Below are 19,607 nucleotides of genomic sequence, written 5' to 3'. Positions count from 1 at the left end.
AGAGTGAGTAAAGATTTTATTGTTGTAAAAGGTGCTAGAGCGCATAATTTAAAAAATATTGACGTAACCATTCCGAGAAATCAGCTTGTTGTTGTGACGGGATTGTCTGGTTCGGGGAAATCATCGTTAGCATTCGATACGATTTATGCAGAAGGGCAGCGTAGATATGTGGAATCTTTATCTGCGTATGCGCGCCAGTTTTTAGGGCAAATGGATAAGCCCGATGTTGATATGATTGAAGGTTTATCTCCAGCGATTTCAATTGATCAAAAAACGACGAGTCGTAATCCTCGTTCAACGGTTGGAACGGTAACGGAGATTTATGATTATTTACGTTTATTATTTGCACGAATTGGTACGCCAATTTGTCCGAATCATGGAATTGAAATTACATCACAAACAGTGGAACAGATGGTAGACCGTGTTCTTGAATATCCTGAACGTACGAAGTTGCAAGTGCTAGCGCCTATCGTGTCAGGGCGTAAAGGTGCGCATGCGAAAGTATTAGAAGATATTAAGAAGCAAGGTTATGTTCGTGTGCGCGTTGATGGAGAGATGCTGGATGTATCGGAAGAGATTACTTTAGAAAAAAATAAGAAGCATTCAATTGAAGTTGTTATTGACCGTATTGTTGTGAAAGAAGGAATTGCAAGCCGACTTGCAGATTCACTAGAAAGTGCTTTAAAGCTTGGCGGGGGCCGAGTTTTAATCGATGTAATGGGAGAGGAAGAACTTCTGTTTAGTGAACATCATGCTTGTCCACATTGTGGTTTTTCAATCGGAGAATTAGAGCCGCGTATGTTTTCGTTTAATAGTCCGTTCGGCGCGTGTCCTTCTTGTGATGGACTTGGATCGAAGTTAGAGGTAGATTTAGAACTTGTTATTCCGAACTGGGATGTATCATTAAATGAACATGCGATTGCTCCTTGGGAACCGACAAGTTCACAATATTACCCGCAATTATTAAAATCTGTGTGTAATCATTACGGCATCGATATGGATATGCCGGTGAAAGATATACCGAAGAATTTATTTGATAAAGTGCTGTACGGAAGCGGGGAAGAGAAGCTTTATTTCCGCTATGTGAATGAATTTGGTCAAGTAAAGGAAAATGAGATTTTATTTGAAGGTGTTATTCCGAATATTGAGCGTCGTTATCGTGAGACGAGTTCTGATTATATTCGTGAGCAAATGGAGAAATATATGGCAGAGCAAGCTTGTCCGAAGTGTAAAGGTGGACGCTTAAAGCCTGAGAGTTTAGCTGTTTTCGTTGGTGATAAAACGATTGCCGATGTAACGAAATATTCTGTTCAAGAAGTACAGGAGTTCTTCTCAACTGTTGAGTTAACGGAGAAACAACAAAAAATTGCTCATTTAATTTTAAGAGAAATTCAGGAACGTGTTGGGTTCTTAGTGAACGTCGGTTTAGATTATTTAACGTTAAGTCGTGCCGCAGGAACTTTATCAGGTGGTGAGGCGCAGCGTATTCGTTTAGCGACACAAATTGGTTCTCGCCTTACTGGCGTACTTTACATTCTTGATGAGCCTTCTATCGGTTTACATCAGCGTGATAATGATCGTCTTATTCGTACATTGCAGGAAATGCGTGATTTAGGAAATACGTTAATCGTTGTTGAGCATGATGAAGATACGATGATGGCTGCTGATTATTTACTTGATATCGGACCTGGTGCAGGTATTCATGGTGGTCAAGTTGTATCAGCAGGTACACCAGCTGAAGTTATGCAAGACGAGAATTCATTAACTGGGAAATATTTAAGCGGTAAAGAATTTATTCCGGTACCACTTGAAAGACGTAAAGGTGACGGACGTAAAGTGGAGATTGTCGGTGCGAAAGAAAATAACTTAAAGAATGCGAAAATGTCATTCCCTCTAGGAACATTTGTAGCAGTAACAGGCGTATCTGGCTCTGGAAAAAGTACGATAATTAATGAAGTACTATACAAATCATTAGCTCAAAAGCTATATAAAGCGAAAGCGAAGCCAGGGGCTCATAAAGAAATTAAAGGTCTTGAGCAGTTAGATAAAGTTATTGATATTGATCAATCACCAATCGGGCGTACACCACGTTCCAACCCAGCAACATATACAGGTGTATTCGATGATATTCGTGATGTATTTGCACAAACGAATGAAGCGAAAGTACGTGGGTATCAAAAAGGGCGCTTCAGCTTTAACGTAAAAGGTGGCCGTTGTGAAGCGTGTCGTGGTGATGGAATTATTAAAATCGAAATGCATTTCTTACCAGACGTGTATGTTCCGTGTGAAGTTTGTCACGGTAAACGTTACAACCGTGAAACGTTAGAAGTGAAATATAAAGATAAGAATATTTCTGAAGTGTTAGGGATGACAATTGAAGATGGGGTAGAGTTCTTTGCTAATATCCCGAAAATTAAGCGTAAACTTCAAACGCTTGTAGATGTAGGGCTTGGCTATATGAAATTAGGGCAACCAGCTACGACGTTATCAGGTGGTGAAGCGCAACGTGTGAAATTAGCTTCTGAATTGCACCGTCGTTCTACAGGGCGTACGTTATACATTTTAGATGAGCCAACGACTGGCTTACATGCACATGATATTGCACGTCTTCTAGAAGTGTTGCAGCGTCTTGTTGAGAGTGGCGAGACGGTACTTGTAATTGAGCATAATTTAGATGTTATTAAAACAGCTGATTATATCATTGACCTTGGACCAGAAGGCGGAGACAAAGGCGGACAAATCGTTGCTTCCGGAACGCCAGAACAAGTAGTGAAAGAAGAGCGCTCATATACAGGTAAGTATTTAAAAGAGATTTTAGATCGTGATAAAGCAAGAATGAAAGAGAAAATAAAAGAAGTAGAGTTATCGCAATAAGTTTATTCATGAAAACCGAGTGGGAATGACGCTCGGTTTTTATTTCACTAAGGAAAACTGGTAAGATTGTTAGTAGGTATACAAGTATAAAGAATAGAATAAATTGGTATAAGAGTTTGCATGTTGCTTGCGTTTATTAGCTATTAGCGTATGATGAAATATATATGTTAAAAGGATGTGTAAGGAAATGAGATGGATTGTATCACTTCTTGTAAATAGCGTTGTGTTAATCGCTGTATCCGGACTTTTAAAGGGGCTTGCACCAGACGCATTTTACATAGCAAATATACAAACTGCAATTATTGCGAGTATTATATTGGCGATTTTAAACGTATTTGTAAAGCCACTTTTAATTTTAATTACGCTACCAATTACTCTTGTAACTTTCGGTTTCTTCTTAATCGTTATTAATGCGATTACGTTAAAGATGACGGATTCATTATTAGGGGACGCCTTTAATATATCTGGATTTGGTGTAGCGATTGTTGCGGCGATTTGTATTTCGATTTTTAATATGATAATTGAAAAAGTAATTGTTGAACCATTACATGAAAAAAAGAGAAAATGACAAAAAGAAAAACATTTCATGATTCATATGAAATGTTTTTTTCTATTTACTAGAAACCATGTTTCTTGTTTCCAGAAAAAAATGGTACAATATCCGATAGAATGGAATTTTACATCAAATGAGACTGAACCCGCAGCGGAGTGGAGGTTTATACATATGCCGAAAGTAAGGACAAAAGATTTAATTGAACAATTTCAATTGGAGTTAGTAAGTGGTGAAGAAGGGATTCATCGTCCGATTGATACGAGTGATTTATCACGACCTGGAATTGAAATGGCAGGATTTTTTACATATTATCCAGCTGATCGTGTGCAGCTTCTTGGAAAAACGGAGCTTACGTTCTTTGATACGTTAACGACAGAGCAAAAGCAAGAGAGAATGAAAGCGCTTTGTACTGAAGAGACGCCTTGTATTATTGTAACTCGTAATCAAGATGTACCGGATGAGTTATTACAAGCATCACGTGAATCAGGCGTGCCTTTATTACGTTCAGCTCAAACGACGACGAGATTATCAAGTCGTTTAACAAACTATTTAGAAGGTAAGTTAGCGCCAACAACAGCTGTTCATGGTGTGTTAGTAGATATTTATGGCGTGGGTGTTTTAATTACAGGTCAAAGTGGTGTCGGGAAAAGTGAGACAGCGCTTGAACTTGTAAAGCGTGGTCACCGCCTTGTTGCGGATGATAGCGTAGAAATTCGTCAAGAAGATGAAGACACATTAGTAGGAAGCTCACCAGATTTAATTGAGCATTTATTAGAAATTCGTGGTCTAGGTATCATTAACGTAATGACGTTATTCGGTGCAGGGGCAGTACGAAATTATAAACGTATTACGCTTGTTATTAATCTTGAAATTTGGGATCAAAAGAAAAATTATGATCGCTTAGGTCTTGATGAAGAGAAGATGAAGATTATTGATACAGAACTTACGAAGATTACACTTCCAGTTCGTCCTGGTCGAAACTTGGCTGTTATTATTGAAGTAGCAGCGATGAACTTCAGATTAAAACGTATGGGAGTCAATGCGGCACAGCAGTTCTCTGAACGATTAATGAGTGCGATTGAGTTAGGAAATCAAGAGTAGACTCTGGAGAGGGAGGTCATATATATGCTGTTAGGTTCTGTACCACAGCTTGACCGTATAGCAGTCCAACTTGGACCGTTCCCTGTTTATTGGTATGGGGTTATTATCGGTACAGGTGTGCTATTAGGTCTTTGGCTAGCAACTCGCGAGGGAGAAAGGCTTGGTATTCATAAAGATACATTTATCGATCTTGTATTAATTGCAGTACCAATTGCGATTCTTTTTGCGAGAATGTATTATGTCATTTTTGAATGGGAATATTATTCGCAAAATCCGAGTCAAATTATTAATATTCGTCAAGGTGGTTTGGCGATTCATGGTGGTTTAATCGGGGCTGTTATTACAGGAATCCTTTTTGCGAAAAGACGCGGGCTTTCATTCTGGAAGTTAGCGGATATTGCTGCGCCGAGTATTTTACTAGGACAAGCAATCGGCCGATGGGGAAACTTTATGAACCAAGAGGCGCATGGTGATGAAGTAACGAGACAGTTTTTAGAAGGTCTTCATTTACCAGATTTCATTATTAATCAAATGTACATTGATGGTGTGTATTATCACCCAACGTTTTTATATGAATCATTATGGAATTTTGCAGGTGTTATTTTACTACTCGCGTTACGAAAAGTGAATTTACGCCGTGGTGAATTATTCTTCACATATTTAATTTGGTATTCAGTGGGACGCTTCTTCGTAGAAGGTTTGCGTACAGATAGTTTAATGTTAGGACCACTTCGTATTGCACAAGTAATGTCTATTGGAATTGTTGTTATTTCTATCATTTTCATTATTGTGAGACGAAAAATGGGGCAAGCTGATAAAAGATATTTAGAAAATTAGAGAAAAGTAGCATCTTATATAAGATGCTGCTTCTTTCATATTCAGGTAATGAAAGGATTAAGGACGATGAAAATAAATACAGTGTTATTTGATTTAGATGGAACGTTAATTAATACAAATGAACTTATTATCTCTTCTTTTTTACATACGTTAAATCACTATTATTCTAATCAGTATAAGCGTGAAGATGTATTAGGATTTATCGGTCCATCTTTGCACGACACTTTTAGTAAGATTGATGCAAGCAAGGTTGAAGAGATGATTACATGTTATCGTCAATTTAATCATGAGCATCATGATGAATTAGTGGAAGAATATGAAACTGTATATGAAACGGTTCAAGAATTGAAGAAGCAAGGTTATAAGATCGGCATCGTTACAACGAAAGCGAGACAGACGGTTGAAATGGGATTAAAGCTTTCGAAACTTGATCAGTTTTTTGATGTTGTCGTGACGATTGATGATGTGGAACATGTGAAACCACATCCAGAACCACTTCAAAAAGCATTGAAATTATTAGATGCAAAGCCAGAAGAAACATTGATGGTTGGTGATAATCATCATGATATCGTCGGTGGACAAAATGCAGGTACGAAAACAGTAGCGGTTTCATGGACATTGAAAGGTAGAGCATATTTAGAAGCGTATAAACCAGATTATGTGCTAGATAAAATGAGTGATTTACTACCGATTTTGTCCCGTATTAATGGGTAGTAAGATTCCTGCCTGTAAATGCTTGATTGATGAGAGTTAGTAATCAGTGGGGAAAAGGGTTCCTACCGGTTAAAGTGTCACTTTATATAAGTAGAGGAGAGAGTTCAGTGCGACGGACAACGCGCTATCCTGTTTCAGGAGAAAATTCATTGTGGAATGTGTATAAAACAGTTTCTTTTTGGAAGGTAATGAAAAACTTTATTATCATCCAAATCGCACGTTACACGCCATTTTTATCCGTGAAGAATTGGTTATATCGCACGTTTTTACGGATGGAAGTAGGAAAGAAAACGTCGTTTGCACTTATGGTAATGCCAGATATTATGTTTCCAGAAAAGATTACTGTGGGAGACAATTCAATTATCGGCTATAATACAACGCTTTTAGCGCATGAATATTTAATTCGTGAGTATCGACTCGGAGAAATCGTCATAGGGAATGAAGTTATGATCGGAGCGAATACGACAGTTTTACCAGGTGTGACGATTGGAGATGGTGCTATCGTTTCTGCAGGCACACTTGTCCATAAAGATGTACCAGGCGGCGCTTTCGTAGGCGGAAATCCGATGCGTATTATTTATACGAAAGAGGAAATGCCTACTAGAGAAGGTTGATGTTAAAAATGTAACATTTCTCTTCTCTTTTTATGAATAAAAAGGAAATATTTGATTATAATATACTGTTTTGTTTTTTACGGAATCGTTTATACTTATAGATAGAAGAATGTGTGAGCGAAGAAAACAAAAAACTGGAGGATATATGGGGAAAAATCAAAGAATATATAAGGAGAGCGGACAAGTTATCTCTTTTAATCAATTAGCGGAATTCTTTTATAAAAAAGGGATGAGGGCTTATAAAGGGCAAAAATTGCAAGATGCAATTAAATATTTTCGAAGAGCGTCACAAAGCGAGAAGGAGCCATTTATTTTATGCCAACTAGCAATAGCATTATCTGAATCTGGTGAATATCAAGAGTCGAATCAGATATTTCTAAAGCTTGTTAAATCCAATCCTGAACTTGAGCAATGCTATTATTTTATTTCAAATAATTATGCATATATGGGCTTGTTTCAACAGGCGAAGAAGTATGCAGAGCGATATTTAGAAGTTGCGGAAGAGAAGGAATTCGTAGAAGATACATTAGAATTGCTTGAGATTATGGAAGAAGAAGCAATGGGTGCGGAAGAGATTGAGGATGAAGATGAGCTAATTGTTATGCAAGAAGAAGCGAACCGCTACATTCGTAACGGACAATTAGAAGAGGCGATTGCTACACTAGAAGTTGTTACGAAAGAATATCCAGAATTTTGGTCGGGCCATAATAATTTAGCGATTGCACATTTTCAATCAGGTAATGTAGATCAAGCGCTTAAGTTAACAGAAATGATTTTAGAGAAAAGTCCTGGTAATATGCATGCGCTTTGTAATACGCTTATTTTTCTATATTCAATTGGAGAGCATAAGCAAGTAGAGTCATTAGCAGGGCAGTTAGTTTCGGTATATCCAATTTCATTTGAGCATCGTTTGAAACTTGGAACAACGCTTGCAACAATTGGTCATTTTGAACCTGCATATAAATGGTTCAAAGTATTAAAGCGTCAAGGATACGAGGGAGACGTTAGTTTTTATTACTGGTTTGCATACTCTGCGTATATGGTGAAGGAACAGCAAGTAGCTGAAAAAATGTGGCAACATGTTGTAGAATTGCATCCTGATAAAAAAGGAAAAGAACCGTGGAATGCACTGAATTTAGCAGATGAAGGACAAAATCTTTTATTTGAAGAGTTACGAAAATCATTTCAGAAAAGTACGACGCTAGAAGAGAAAATGCTAGCTTTATATTTAATGAATGAATTGTCAACACCAGAGAAGGTTGGGTTCTTCTTTAATGTAACGCAAGCGAAAAATGGTGTTCCAATCGTATCGCAACTTGCAAAATATTTCTTTTTACTTAATAGTCATAAAAGCATCCCAGCTGATTTACAGCAATTTGAACAGTGCGTACGAATCGCGGATGCATTATACAATTATACGAAAAAAGACGATGAATTAATCGAAGAGTGTTTAAATTTTTGGTTTTGTACGTTCATACGTTTATATACATCTGGAGCGACTTTTACAAATGTGTACGGTTGGTCAGCGGCAATTGAATATATTGTGCGCGGCGAACAAAGAAATAAGATGACACAGGCAGAGCTTGGTGATGTATATAATGTATCTGTAGCGACTGTACGAAAGTATGTGCAAGCTGTTAAGCGCACGCACACGTAGGGTAGGCAAATCATTGGGAAAAAAATGATGCTAACAGTATAATGAGGGTAACTTAATGTGTATGAATGAATGGGAGTGAATAGTGTGTCAGAAGAAAAAATTTATGATGTCATTATTATTGGTGCAGGACCAGCTGGTATGACAGCTGCGGTATATACATCTCGTGCGAATTTAAGCACACTGATGCTTGAGCGTGGTATTCCAGGTGGACAAATGGCAAATACAGAAGATGTAGAGAACTATCCAGGTTATGAGTCTATTTTAGGACCAGACTTATCAAATAAAATGTTTGAGCATGCGAAGAAATTTGGTGCTGAATATGCATACGGTGATGTGAAAGCAATCATCGATGGTAAAGAGTACAAAACAATTATTGCTGGTAAAAAAGAATATAAAGCACGTGCAATTATCGTTGCAAGCGGTGCAGAGTATAAAAAAATTGGTGTGCCAGGTGAAACAGAACTTGGCGGCCGCGGTGTATCGTATTGTGCAGTATGTGATGGTGCATTCTTTAAAGGGAAAGAACTTGTTGTTATTGGCGGCGGAGATTCTGCTGTTGAAGAGGGTGTGTTCTTAACACGCTTCGCATCAAAAGTAACAATCGTTCACCGTCGTGACACTCTTCGTGCACAGAAAATTTTACAAGATCGTGCTTTCCAAAATGAGAAAGTAGATTTCATTTGGAATCACACTATAAAAGAAATTAACGATGCAAATGGTAAAGTAGGAAGCGTAACACTTGTAGATGTAAACAGCGGAGAAGAACAAGAAGTTAAAACTGACGGCGTTTTCATATACATCGGTATGCTACCACTATCAAAACCGTTTGTTGAGTTAGGTATTACAAACGAAAATGGTTATGTTGAAACGAACGAGCGTATGGAAACGAAAGTTCCTGGTATTTTCGCAGCTGGTGATGTTCGTGAAAAAATGCTTCGTCAAATTGTAACTGCAACAGGTGATGGTAGTATTGCAGCACAAAGTGCACAGCATTATATAGAAGAGTTAGTAGAAGAATTAAAAACTGTAACAGAAAAATAAGGGGTAATATACCTTTTGAGAAGAAAGCTACCGATAGGAGCTTTCTTTTTTTTGTGGAAATGTCAAAGTTTTGTCAAAAACAATTAGGATTATAAGATTTCTTATTGATATACTGGACTTTACGGGAAAAATCACTATAAGAAATGAGGAATTTATTCAGTATGGAATGGCGTAATATATATCGTGGATTTTGTATGGGCGTTAGTGATTTAATTCCTGGTGTGAGCGGCGGAACAATCGCTGTTGTGTTAGGGATTTATGAACAATTGCTCGCAGCAATTAGCGGATTCTTTAGCCGTGAATGGAAAAAACATTTAGCGTTTTTAATCCCACTTGCATCTGGTGTAGCGGCAGCTTTTCTAACGTTAAGTCACGTTATTAAATATTTATTAGCAAATCATTATGAACCGACTCAATTTTTCTTCCTCGGTTTAATTATTAGTATATTACCGATGTTAATGAGAGAAGCTGATGCAAAGGCAACGTTTAAAGGTAGTCATATTGCCTTATTAATAATTGCAGCAATTCTTGTTGCAATAACAGCATTCTTTAAACCAGATAAGGCAGCTGATCCGATTACGACGTTAACAATTTTAAATGCAATTGGTTTATTTTTCGCAGGATGGATGGCTAGTATGGCTATGCTTCTTCCTGGAATTAGTGGATCGTTTATTTTATTAATTATTGGTGTGTATCCAACAGCAATTAACGCTTTAACTACACTCAATTTACCGTTAATCCTGGTTATCGGTGCCGGCGTGATGGCCGGATTTGTTGTAAGTAGTAAAGGAATTAGTTATTTGTTAGATCGTTATAAAAGTATGACATTTGCGGCAATTATTGGGCTCGTTATCGGGTCGATTGTCATTGTGTTCCCTGGCATTCCGACTGGTGGCATTTCAATTGTAAGTTCAATTATTACTTTTATTTTAGGATTTGCGGTTGTTACTTATTTCGGTAAGAAATAAGTGTTTTAATCCCCTTAACGATTTTTATCGTTAAGGGGATTTTTATGTATTTTTCATGGGAAGTAAGGCATTTTGATTGCTTGTTATAGAAAAAATTTTTACAATTGCTTAGCGAAAGGGGACTGGCACCTTCGTTGTAGCAAACTGTTTTTGATAGTATAATGAAATGAGTATGCAGTGAGAAATTTTGCTGCAAGTAGCTGAGGTGAAGAAACATGCAAAGAGTGACAAACTGTGTGTTAATTAGAGATAATGAAGTACTCTTACTCCAAAAACCTCGCCGAAATTGGTGGGTTGCACCGGGCGGGAAAATGGAGCGTGGTGAGACAGTAAGAGATACCGTTGTTCGCGAGTATCGTGAAGAAACAGGTATTTATTTAAAGAATCCAGCATTAAAAGGGGTCTTCACTTTTGTCATCCAAGAAGGTGATAAAGTTGTTTCTGAATGGATGATGTTCTCCTTTTTAGCAACAGATTTTGCAGGAGAAAACAAATTAGAGAGCGAAGAAGGCATCATTGGTTGGCATACATTTGATAAAATTGATGATTTAGCAATGGCACCAGGAGATTATCACATTATTGATTATTTAATTAAAGGGAATGGTATAATCTACGGTACATTTGTATATACCCCAGATTTTGAGTTGCTTTCATATCGATTAGATCCGAGTTAAACCTGCAAGGAGAGGATACGATGACAGAGAATAATGATATAAAAATGGTAATTATTACAGGGATGTCTGGAGCTGGAAAAACGGTAGCGTTACAAAGTTTTGAAGATTTAGGATATTTTTGTGTAGATAATTTACCACCGATGTTATTGCCGAAGTTTATTGAACTTATGGCAGATTCAAAAGGTAAAATGAATAAAGTAGCACTCGGTATTGATTTACGTGGCCGAGAGTTTTTTGAATATTTATGGGGAGCACTTGATGATTTATCAGAACGTACATGGATTATTCCTCATATTTTATTTTTAGATGCGAAAGATAGCACACTTGTAACTCGTTATAAAGAAACGAGACGTTCACATCCACTTGCGCCAACTGGCTTGCCGTTAAAGGGAATTGAAGCTGAGCGTGGTCTATTAACTGATATGAAGGCGCGAGCGAATATTGTGCTTGATACATCTGATTTGAAACCGAAAGAATTACGAGAGAAAATTGTTCACTTATTCTCAACAGAAACTGAGCAAGCATTTCGTGTAAATGTTATGTCATTTGGATTTAAGTACGGAATTCCAATTGATGCTGATTTAGTATTTGATGTTCGTTTTTTACCAAATCCATATTATATTCCACATATGAAGCCATTAACAGGACTGGATGAAGAAGTTTCGTCGTATGTGTTGAAATTTAATGAAACACATAAGTTTTTAGAGAAATTGACGGATCTTATCACTTTCATGCTGCCTCATTATAAAAGAGAAGGTAAGAGTCAACTTGTAATTGCGATTGGATGTACAGGTGGGCAACATCGTTCTGTTACGCTTACAGAGTACCTTGGGAAACATTTGAAACCAGAGTATAGCGTTCATGTATCTCATCGTGATGTGGAGAAGAGAAAGGGCCATTAAGGGATGAAAAAAGAGAGAAAACCTAAAATTGTTATCATGGGAGGTGGAACTGGACTTTCTGTTTTATTAAGAGGTTTAAAACAATACCCTGTTGATATTACAGCGGTTGTAACAGTAGCCGACGATGGAGGCAGTTCAGGTAGACTACGTGATGAGCTAGCAATTCCACCTCCAGGTGATATTCGTAACGTACTTGTTGCGTTATCGGATGTAGAACCATTAGTGGAAGCTTTATTTCAGCACCGTTTTACAACTGGAGACGGACTGAAAGGGCATGCTTTAGGAAATTTACTATTGGCAGGTATGACTTCGATTACAGGAGACTTTTACCACGCGATTACGGAAACGAGTAAAGTATTAAATGTCAGAGGACGTGTATTACCAGCAGCGAATCAAAGTGCGGTACTTCATGCAGAATTAGAAGATGGAGAAATTGTAACAGGTGAATCAAAGATTCCTTATTACGGGAAGAAGATTAATCGTGTCTTTTTAACTCCAGAAGATGTAGAACCTTTATGTGAAACGTTGACGGAAATTAAACGAGCTGATTTGCTTGTTTTCGGTCCAGGAAGTCTGTACACAAGTATATTACCGAATTTAGTTGTTAACAAAATTGGAGATGCTGTTCTTGCTGCAAAAGCGAAGAAGGTATATGTATGTAATGTTATGACGCAAGCGGGCGAAACGAAGGGTTATACTGCGTTTGATCATGTGCAGGCGTTACATGATCATTTAGGTAAACCATTTATCGACACTGCGATTGTAAATAATCGTGATATTCCTCGTGAATTACGTAAGTTATATGAGGAAGAAATGTCGGAACCAGTTGCACTGGATACAGATCGTTTTGCTGAACATAATATCGAAATCATTCAAGAGCGATTAGCGAAATATGATGAGCGTGTTGTAAGACATGATACATTAAAATTAGCTTCTATTTTATATTCATTGTTATAAATGTGCGTTGCCTCGTTTGAGGTAACGCTCCTCATTCATATAGGACAAGATTTTTGTTCCCAAGTAATAGTATAAGGAGGTGTTGACTGTGTCATTTGCATCAGAAACAAAGAAAGAGTTGACCAACCTTGAAATGAAGGAATGCTGTGAGAAATCAGAATTATCGGCGTTGCTTCGAATGAACGGATCACTTTCTTTTTCAAACCGTCGCCTATCTATCGATATTCAAACGGAAAATGCAGCAATTGCAAGAAGGATTTATACGCTCTTGAAAAAAGGATATGATGTGACGGTAGAATTACTTGTTCGTAAAAAAATGCGATTGAAGAAAAATAATGTATATATCGTGCGGCTTGTTGAGAAGTCTCGCGAAATATTAGCAGATCTTCACATTGTTCGAGATGACTTTTCGTTTATTCGAAATATATCGCAGGAATTAATCGAGAAGAAATGTTGTAAACGATCGTATTTACGCGGTGCATTTTTAGCAGGTGGTTCGGTAAATAACCCAGAAACATCATCTTATCATTTAGAGATCTTTTCGTTATATAAGGAACATAATGATTCTATATGTGAACTGATGAACGGATTTGATTTAAATAGTAAGACGTTGGAAAGAAGAAAAGGGTACATTACGTATTTGAAAGAAGCTGAGAAAATTACAGAATTTTTAAATATTATAGGTGCTCATAATGCACTTTTAAGATTTGAAGATATTCGAATTGTTCGCGATATGCGTAATTCGGTAAATCGTTTAGTTAACTGCGAAACAGCTAATTTAAATAAAACAATTGGTGCAGCGCTAAGGCAAATTGAGAATATCCGCTATATTGATGAGACCGTTGGGCTTGATATTTTGCCAGATAAATTAAGAGAAATTGCACAGTTACGAAGAGATTATCAAGATGTAACATTGAAAGAGTTAGGTGAGATGGTATCCGGGGGGAAAATTAGTAAATCGGGTATTAATCATCGTTTGCGTAAAATCGATGGAATTGCAGAGAAATTACGCGCGGGGGAAACGGTAGCAAAAAAATAAGAGGTTAAAGGGGAAATGGAGCTGTGGTTCAAAAAGTGGTTAAAGTTGCATTAAAAAACGGCTTACAAGCACGTCCGGCTGCGTTGTTTGTACAAGAGGCAAATCGCTTTCATTCTGATATTTTCATTGAGAAAGATGGAAAGACAGTTAATGCAAAGAGCATAATGGGGATTATGAGCTTAGCAATTGGAACTGGTAGCATGATTACAATCACAACAGAAGGTTCAGATGCAGAAGAGGCTTTGGAAGCATTAGCTGCATATGTACAATAAAAGGCTATCGCGAATGTGCGATAGCTTTTTTTATTCTGCTATTTGTGAGCAGCTTGGCTGGTGTGGGGTAACGAATGATCGGTGGGGTATGTAGCTAGTTCGCGCTTGTCGGAAATTGTCGGTAAGTCGACAAGTTGTGTCGAAACGCCGATAAAATTAAAAAATCGCCGATATATTTGATTGGATACTGAGTGGGTTATGCGCTGCCCTTGTACATAATAAAAAAAGCGCCCTGTTGACAGGGCGCTTCCGCTTTTAAGTATTAACGACTTGTAAAGATCTTATCGATTAAGCCGTATTCTAGAGCTCTTTCTGCTGTCATGAAGTTGTCGCGGTCTGTGTCGCGTTGTAGAACTTCAAGTGGTTGACCTGTGCGGTCAGCAAGAATTTGGTTTAATTTTTCGCGTAAGAATAGGATGCGTTTTGCAGCGATTTCGATTTCAGTCGCTTGACCTTGTGCACCGCCAAGTGGTTGGTGAATCATTACTTCACTGTTAGGAAGAGCGAAACGTTTTCCTTTTTCACCTGCTGCAAGTAAGAATGCCCCCATAGATGCAGCCATACCGATACAGATTGTTGATACTTGTGGTTTAATAAACTGCATTGTATCGTAAATTGCCATACCAGCTGTGATAGAACCACCAGGGCTGTTGATATAGATGTGAATATCTTTTTCTGGATCTTGAGATTCCAAGAATAAAAGCTGGGAAACGATTGAGTTTGCTACGTTGTCATCAATTGCGCTACCAAGCATAATGATGCGGTCCTTTAATAGTCGAGAGTAAATATCGTAAGCGCGTTCTCCACGATTTGTTTGTTCAATTACTGTAGGAATTAAATTCATCTGTTATTTCCTCCTTTGAAAGCTTTATTAGTTTATAATACAATTATGGTCAATAAAGGTCAAACGAAACCACTTTAAATCAAAAAAATATGTAGTTGTATCATGATTTATTCGCTATGTTTTTAAAATTCCCTGCTTATGTATCTTCAACATCATAACCGAATTACATAAATTTAAACGTGATTAAAGGTGTGGAAAAGGCAAAAGAACGCCTTTTTACTGAAGCGTTCTTTCGGTATTTATTCTTTTAAAAGATAGGTTACTTTATTTAAAATTGTTTCGACTTGTTTCGCGTTTTTACTATACATTTCACTTGCTGATTTCGATTTTGTTTCTAAAGAAAATAGTTCAAGGTCAGCATGGCATTTTTTTAAAGATGCCAATAGTAAAGGTTTGTTTTGAGGAGAAGGCATTTGAAGTTTGTCATTATAAATGTCGATAGTAAGTTGTCCGTATGAGTCAACTTGACCGAGAAATACATTTTCAATGACAACGCCGAGTTTTTCTAATTCAGAATGTAACCAAGCGCGGTTATGTCCACTTGCTGAAAGAGGTTCATCTAATACATTTCCATCCATAATTACAGTTTGTGATTCTTTTTCGTTTGGCACTTTTAAGCTGATATCTTTTGCTGTAAGTGGTTGACGATCTTTCTTCAATAATACATTTAATTCCCCGCTCGGTTCTAGCACAGCAAATTCTACATCAGCTATGTTGAATGCACTTTTTCCTCTGAGAAGCTCGAGTAACTCGTCGCTTGTATACTTTTCTTTCTTTAAATTATCCTCAAGTACTTTACCATCCTTTATTAAAACGGTAGACTTCCCTTCAAAAAAATCTCTAGCTGTTTTGTTCTTTAAGGAAAGAATACCTGTGAAAAAAGGTACTACAGCGAAAATGAGTATCGCAAAGACGCCGTGGAAAAATTTTGAATCGAGCCCTGTAGATACTTGGGCAGCGATGTCACCGATTGTCATTCCGGCTATGTATTCAAAAAAGGAGAGCTGAGAGATTTGTCTTTTCCCTAACCATTTCGTAATAGCGAATAAAATGATTAATATGAATACAGAGCGAAGAATAACGAGTGTCCATTCGGGCAGGTGAGACATAGTCATTTCCTCCAGTCTACTTAAAACCCTTTATATTGAGGTTCTTCACGTTCTAATAATGAAACTCTATCCTTTAAATCAGCGATGACGCTGTCCATTTCTAACATACATTCGTGAAAGACGCGTTTTGTTTCTTCGTCTTCTGAATTTAACGAAAGGGAACTTAAGCTTGCTTGAGCCCCCCTTAAACTAGCGAGGCATGTTTTTACACTAGCGATAACAGTCATGAAAACACCTCTTATCCTTTCGGTTTAAATAGCAATGCTCCGATGAATCCAAAAATGATAGCAGCAGAAATACCAGCGCTTGTTACTTTAAACATACCGGTAATAACGCCGACAATTCCATGTTTTGCAGCTTCTTCCATAGCGCCGTGAACGAGGGCGTTACCGAAACTTGTAATTGGTACAGTTGCTCCTGCACCCGCAAAATCAATTAATGGTTCATATAGATTGAATCCATCTAATATAGCCCCAACAACAACGAGTGTTGCCATTGTATGGGCAGGAGTAAGTTTACCCACATCAAACATAAGTTGACCAATTACACATATAAGTCCACCAATAACAAAAGCCCAGAAAAAAATCATTGTGTTGCACCTCCAAATTCGATCGATACAGCATGAGCGATACATGGAATTGTTTCTTCTTGTTGGAATGTAAGTGGAGATAGTAAAGCACCTGTTGCAACAACTAGCATTTTTTTGAATTCTCCCTTTTTCATTCTATTTAATAAATGTCCGTACACGACTGTTGCAGAACATCCTGGACCACTTCCGCCAGCTATGACAGGTTGACCTTCTCTATAAATGATGATTCCGCAATCTTGGAATTGTTCGCTCTTTACTTTTGTACCGTGTTTATGTAGTAGGTCGTAAGCGATTTCGCGTCCTACATGTCCAAGGTCACCTGTTACGATTAAGTCGTAATAAGAGGCGTCGATTTGTCGTTCGCGTAAATGGGCTTCAATCGTATCGACAGCAGCTGGGGCCATCGCACCGCCCATATTAAACGGATCTGTTAAACCCATGTCAACAACTCGCCCAATTGTGGCGGAAGTTACTCTTGGACCATTTCCTGTATCACTTAAAATTGCTGCACCTGCACCGGTCACTGTCCACTGTGCAGTAGGGGGCTTTTGTCCACCATATTCAGTTGGGTAACGGAATTGTTTTTCCACGGCAGCGTTATGGCTTGATGCTCCAGTTAATAAATATTTTGCGCCTTTTGCATTTACAATACTTGCGCCGAGCGCTAATCCTTCCATAGAAGTAGAGCAAGCTCCAAATAATCCAAGATAAGGTGTTCCGAGTGTACGACATGCAAAGCTCGTTGGGGTTATTTGATTAATTAAATCTCCTGCGAGTACGAATTGAATATCGTCTTTTCGAAGTTTTGCTTTCTCTGTAGCACGGCTACAAGCTTCTTCAAATAAAATTTTGTGAGCCTTTTCGTAAGAATCTTGTCCAAGCCATAAATCTTCATGGAGGGTGTCGAAGTCTTCAGGGATATTACCTTTCGCTTCAAATGGTCCACCGACTACCCCGGTTGAGATAATGACTGGTTTGTTTTCAAATACCCATGTTCGGTGTCCTTGTAACATTTATAGCCCTCCCCATTGAACGAGAATCGTTTTAATAAGTGCGATGACGAAAGCAGAAAATACACCAAACAAAATAACAGAGCCAGCCAATTTAAACATGTTACCGCCAACACCTAGGACGAACCCTTCCGTTCGGTGTTCAATGCATGCTGCGATAACAGAATTACCAAAACCGGTAACTGGTACCGCTGTGCCTGCCCCAGCAAATTGTCCAAAACGATCGTATATACCGAATCCAGTTAGTAACATGGAAATGAAAATTAGAGTTGCTACTGTCGGATTCCCTGCTGAGCGCTCAGTGAAATCAAAATACGTGATGTAAAAAGTAGAAATAAGTTGCCCGATGAAGCAAATGAAACCACCAACGAAAAAAGCTTTTATACAATTTTTTAAGACAGGACGCTTCGGTTCTCGTTCTTGCGCGAATTTTTTATATTCCTGTTGTACAGGAGTTAAGTTTTTATCTTTACTAGACATGGCAATCCTTCCTTTTCTTTTAGAAAGCTTAAATATTAGATCCCATTTCTGATCGAATGAGTTTCAATTGTTCTTTAATGCCATCCTTACTTACTTTCTTGTTCTTAATTTTGTTTTCAAGTTCTTCTAGGAGCATAAAAATCTTTTTGTCTGTACTTACACGAATATCGAAAGTAGGATTTTCATCACTTAATTTCTTTTTTAATTTACTTCGTAAAGGCTTTAAACCAAATCTTTCATGATGTTCAGGTTTGACGGCTATGTAAAGATCTAAATTGGTATTAACTGCGGTAGCTTTTATAATGCCATCTATAGCTAGGGCTTTTTTCTTAGCGTCTTGCGATATAGATTGATTAAAGGATTCTGTACTCATTTTTGTTAACTTTGGGCCCTTTTTTTCATCTGTTCGCTTAGCTTCTTCTTTCTTTACTTTTTTATCTAACGGGCTATTATCGCATCCGGTAAGTGAACCGAATAGAAGAACAAATAACGCGGTTATGAGGCCGAGTTTTCGCATTATAATCATTCCATTTCTATTGCAGTATGTAATTTGAGAGAAAAAGGATGATTGCATATCATCCTTTTTCTCAAATTGTGTACCATTAGATGAAATGGCACTTTTGGTTATTGCTGTGTGTATTGTGGTTCTTCTTGCTGGACTTCTTCAACACGTGGATTTAAAGAATCAATAATTGTTTGTGTTTGCTGCGCAGCTGTTTGGAAAAGTTGCTTTGCTTGTTGGTTATCCGTATCAAGAGCGAATCCCTCTAAGCTAGCTTGTGCACTTTTTAATCCAGAAACAGTTTGCTTTAGTTTTGTAATTACAGTCATTGAATGAAGCCCCCTTTGGAATATCAATTCAAAGATTATAATTTGTGAATTGGGGTGAATTTATGATTGGAAAATTTAGGGGGAGGACATGTTTTATAGGCTCCTAGCTAAGGTATATAAAGGATTAAGGGGATATTTTTATTGATTTAGATGGATTTTATTGCTATTATTATGAGAAGAAAATAAGCAGGTCTTTACTTGTTATATTTCACTTCTATTAGAGGTTTTTCGCAAGCAATTAAATGTGGAAAAGCGGAATAGAAGAAGGCTTAAAACCTTGATAATAAACGGTTTATAAAATTTTATCATGCGCCCATAGCTCAGTCGGATAGAGCGGTGGTTTCCGGTACCACGTCTGTCGGGGGTTCGAATCCCTCTGGGCGCGTCAAAAAGTCCTAACTTACGTTTTGTAGGTTAGGACTTTTTTATTTCTCTCTTGTTATATCTGGTTATAAGAATTACTATTAGTATGTGGTAATAATTTTTACGCGTTATTATTTTCTTTCAATATTATTCATTTTTCGGTTGTAAGATGTAAATC

General features: G+C 37.6%; 22 protein-coding genes and 1 tRNA gene. 15 read left to right on the top strand and 8 right to left on the bottom strand.

Going from position 1 to position 19,607, the window contains the following annotated elements; genetic code table 11:
- The first annotated feature begins 3 nt into the window (after window positions 1–3).
- The 14 genes from uvrA (at window position 4) to AB3X48_RS05410 (ending at window position 14,203) form a co-directional block, all read left to right on the top strand.
- Window positions 4–2,874, top strand: a complete 2,871-nt coding sequence (gene uvrA / locus AB3X48_RS05475; RefSeq protein WP_033714907.1) for an excinuclease ABC subunit UvrA — start codon at window positions 4–6, stop codon at window positions 2,872–2,874.
- Between the two features lie 187 nt (window positions 2,875–3,061).
- Window positions 3,062–3,442: a phage holin family protein gene (locus tag AB3X48_RS05470; RefSeq protein WP_002112828.1), complete on the top strand. Its 381-nt coding sequence runs from the start codon at window positions 3,062–3,064 to the stop codon at window positions 3,440–3,442.
- A 156-nt stretch (window positions 3,443–3,598) separates the two neighbouring features.
- Entirely contained in the window at window positions 3,599–4,528 is a 930-nt protein-coding gene (gene hprK / locus AB3X48_RS05465) for an HPr(Ser) kinase/phosphatase (RefSeq protein WP_002016091.1), read from the top strand.
- A 24-nt stretch (window positions 4,529–4,552) separates the two neighbouring features.
- Entirely contained in the window at window positions 4,553–5,365 is an 813-nt protein-coding gene (gene lgt / locus AB3X48_RS05460; protein ID WP_002034719.1) for a prolipoprotein diacylglyceryl transferase, read from the top strand.
- Window positions 5,366–5,431: 66 nt separating this feature from the next.
- A complete protein-coding gene (gene ppaX / locus AB3X48_RS05455; RefSeq protein WP_016106605.1) occupies window positions 5,432–6,079 on the top strand; it encodes a pyrophosphatase PpaX in 648 nt (215 codons plus the stop codon).
- A 107-nt stretch (window positions 6,080–6,186) separates the two neighbouring features.
- The gene (locus tag AB3X48_RS05450; protein ID WP_002159900.1) at window positions 6,187–6,693 is read left to right on the top strand and encodes an acyltransferase; all 507 of its coding nucleotides are present in this window, start codon (window positions 6,187–6,189) and stop codon (window positions 6,691–6,693) included.
- Between the two features lie 145 nt (window positions 6,694–6,838).
- Window positions 6,839–8,350 carry a tetratricopeptide repeat protein gene (locus tag AB3X48_RS05445; RefSeq protein WP_016106604.1) on the top strand — a complete coding sequence of 504 codons (1,512 nt, stop codon included), beginning with the start codon at window positions 6,839–6,841 and terminating at the stop codon, window positions 8,348–8,350.
- A gap of 84 nt (window positions 8,351–8,434) precedes the next feature.
- A complete protein-coding gene (trxB, locus tag AB3X48_RS05440; protein WP_002089563.1) occupies window positions 8,435–9,391 on the top strand; it encodes a thioredoxin-disulfide reductase in 957 nt (318 codons plus the stop codon).
- Window positions 9,392–9,552: 161 nt separating this feature from the next.
- The gene (locus AB3X48_RS05435) at window positions 9,553–10,359 is read left to right on the top strand and encodes a DUF368 domain-containing protein (protein WP_016106603.1); all 807 of its coding nucleotides are present in this window, start codon (window positions 9,553–9,555) and stop codon (window positions 10,357–10,359) included.
- Between the two features lie 215 nt (window positions 10,360–10,574).
- Window positions 10,575–11,033: an NUDIX hydrolase gene (locus AB3X48_RS05430; protein ID WP_002124062.1), complete on the top strand. Its 459-nt coding sequence runs from the start codon at window positions 10,575–10,577 to the stop codon at window positions 11,031–11,033.
- A 20-nt stretch (window positions 11,034–11,053) separates the two neighbouring features.
- Window positions 11,054–11,935 (top strand): RNase adapter RapZ, encoded by an 882-nt coding sequence (rapZ, locus tag AB3X48_RS05425; RefSeq protein WP_002016084.1) that lies wholly within the window; start codon window positions 11,054–11,056, stop codon window positions 11,933–11,935.
- 3 nt (window positions 11,936–11,938) lie between these two features.
- The gene (gene mgfK, locus AB3X48_RS05420) at window positions 11,939–12,892 is read left to right on the top strand and encodes a gluconeogenesis morphogenetic factor MgfK (RefSeq protein WP_016106602.1); all 954 of its coding nucleotides are present in this window, start codon (window positions 11,939–11,941) and stop codon (window positions 12,890–12,892) included.
- An 88-nt stretch (window positions 12,893–12,980) separates the two neighbouring features.
- Window positions 12,981–13,931 carry a DNA-binding protein WhiA gene (gene whiA, locus AB3X48_RS05415; protein WP_002159905.1) on the top strand — a complete coding sequence of 317 codons (951 nt, stop codon included), beginning with the start codon at window positions 12,981–12,983 and terminating at the stop codon, window positions 13,929–13,931.
- Window positions 13,932–13,954: 23 nt separating this feature from the next.
- Window positions 13,955–14,203, top strand: coding sequence for an HPr family phosphocarrier protein (locus AB3X48_RS05410; RefSeq protein WP_002144903.1), 249 nt, complete (start codon window positions 13,955–13,957; stop codon window positions 14,201–14,203).
- Between the two features lie 262 nt (window positions 14,204–14,465).
- Here AB3X48_RS05410 and clpP read toward each other — a convergent pair whose 3' ends face one another.
- From clpP to AB3X48_RS05370, 8 genes are all read right to left on the bottom strand, one after another.
- On the bottom strand, window positions 14,466–15,047 hold the full coding sequence (gene clpP, locus AB3X48_RS05405) for an ATP-dependent Clp endopeptidase proteolytic subunit ClpP (RefSeq protein ID WP_002159906.1): 582 nt from the start codon (window positions 15,045–15,047) through the stop codon (window positions 14,466–14,468).
- Between the two features lie 239 nt (window positions 15,048–15,286).
- Entirely contained in the window at window positions 15,287–16,156 is an 870-nt protein-coding gene (locus AB3X48_RS05400; RefSeq protein ID WP_016106601.1) for a DUF421 domain-containing protein, read from the bottom strand.
- 20 nt (window positions 16,157–16,176) lie between these two features.
- Entirely contained in the window at window positions 16,177–16,383 is a 207-nt protein-coding gene (locus AB3X48_RS05395; protein ID WP_016106600.1) for a DUF1657 domain-containing protein, read from the bottom strand.
- Window positions 16,384–16,394: 11 nt separating this feature from the next.
- On the bottom strand, window positions 16,395–16,745 hold the full coding sequence (gene spoVAE, locus AB3X48_RS05390; protein WP_002112813.1) for a stage V sporulation protein AE: 351 nt from the start codon (window positions 16,743–16,745) through the stop codon (window positions 16,395–16,397).
- Window positions 16,742–17,758: a stage V sporulation protein AD gene (gene spoVAD, locus AB3X48_RS05385; RefSeq protein WP_002159908.1), complete on the bottom strand. Its 1,017-nt coding sequence runs from the start codon at window positions 17,756–17,758 to the stop codon at window positions 16,742–16,744. Before spoVAD ends, spoVAE begins: the two co-directional genes overlap by 4 nt.
- Window positions 17,759–18,235, bottom strand: a complete 477-nt coding sequence (gene spoVAC / locus AB3X48_RS05380; protein ID WP_002112810.1) for a stage V sporulation protein AC — start codon at window positions 18,233–18,235, stop codon at window positions 17,759–17,761.
- Between the two features lie 28 nt (window positions 18,236–18,263).
- A complete protein-coding gene (locus AB3X48_RS05375) occupies window positions 18,264–18,752 on the bottom strand; it encodes a YhcN/YlaJ family sporulation lipoprotein (protein ID WP_016106599.1) in 489 nt (162 codons plus the stop codon).
- A 107-nt stretch (window positions 18,753–18,859) separates the two neighbouring features.
- Window positions 18,860–19,066: a DUF1657 domain-containing protein gene (locus AB3X48_RS05370; RefSeq protein WP_000216167.1), complete on the bottom strand. Its 207-nt coding sequence runs from the start codon at window positions 19,064–19,066 to the stop codon at window positions 18,860–18,862.
- Window positions 19,067–19,375: 309 nt separating this feature from the next.
- Here AB3X48_RS05370 and AB3X48_RS05365 point away from each other — a divergent pair.
- Window positions 19,376–19,451, top strand: a tRNA-Arg gene (locus AB3X48_RS05365).
- Window positions 19,452–19,607: the final 156 nt, after the last annotated feature.

It is taken from the genome of Bacillus sp. S4, assembly GCF_040838205.1.
Lineage (GTDB): Bacteria > Bacillota > Bacilli > Bacillales > Bacillaceae_G > Bacillus_A > Bacillus_A cereus_U.
Note: the sequence above shows the minus strand (reverse complement) of the source record. Positions and strands in the feature narration are given on the sequence as shown.

Coding starts and splice junctions, on each gene's coding strand:
- AB3X48_RS05470 (WP_002112828.1), top strand. CDS start 3,062: ATGAGATGGATTGTATCACTTCTTGTAAATAGCGTTGTGTTAATCGCT.
- hprK (WP_002016091.1), top strand. CDS start 3,599: ATGCCGAAAGTAAGGACAAAAGATTTAATTGAACAATTTCAATTGGAG.
- lgt (WP_002034719.1), top strand. CDS start 4,553: ATGCTGTTAGGTTCTGTACCACAGCTTGACCGTATAGCAGTCCAACTT.
- ppaX (WP_016106605.1), top strand. CDS start 5,432: ATGAAAATAAATACAGTGTTATTTGATTTAGATGGAACGTTAATTAAT.
- AB3X48_RS05445 (WP_016106604.1), top strand. CDS start 6,839: ATGGGGAAAAATCAAAGAATATATAAGGAGAGCGGACAAGTTATCTCT.
- AB3X48_RS05435 (WP_016106603.1), top strand. CDS start 9,553: ATGGAATGGCGTAATATATATCGTGGATTTTGTATGGGCGTTAGTGAT.
- AB3X48_RS05430 (WP_002124062.1), top strand. CDS start 10,575: ATGCAAAGAGTGACAAACTGTGTGTTAATTAGAGATAATGAAGTACTC.
- rapZ (WP_002016084.1), top strand. CDS start 11,054: ATGACAGAGAATAATGATATAAAAATGGTAATTATTACAGGGATGTCT.
- mgfK (WP_016106602.1), top strand. CDS start 11,939: ATGAAAAAAGAGAGAAAACCTAAAATTGTTATCATGGGAGGTGGAACT.
- clpP (WP_002159906.1), bottom strand. CDS start 15,047: ATGAATTTAATTCCTACAGTAATTGAACAAACAAATCGTGGAGAACGC.
- AB3X48_RS05400 (WP_016106601.1), bottom strand. CDS start 16,156: ATGTCTCACCTGCCCGAATGGACACTCGTTATTCTTCGCTCTGTATTC.
- AB3X48_RS05395 (WP_016106600.1), bottom strand. CDS start 16,383: ATGACTGTTATCGCTAGTGTAAAAACATGCCTCGCTAGTTTAAGGGGG.
- spoVAE (WP_002112813.1), bottom strand. CDS start 16,745: ATGATTTTTTTCTGGGCTTTTGTTATTGGTGGACTTATATGTGTAATT.
- spoVAD (WP_002159908.1), bottom strand. CDS start 17,758: ATGTTACAAGGACACCGAACATGGGTATTTGAAAACAAACCAGTCATT.
- spoVAC (WP_002112810.1), bottom strand. CDS start 18,235: ATGTCTAGTAAAGATAAAAACTTAACTCCTGTACAACAGGAATATAAA.
- AB3X48_RS05375 (WP_016106599.1), bottom strand. CDS start 18,752: ATGCGAAAACTCGGCCTCATAACCGCGTTATTTGTTCTTCTATTCGGT.
- AB3X48_RS05370 (WP_000216167.1), bottom strand. CDS start 19,066: ATGACTGTAATTACAAAACTAAAGCAAACTGTTTCTGGATTAAAAAGT.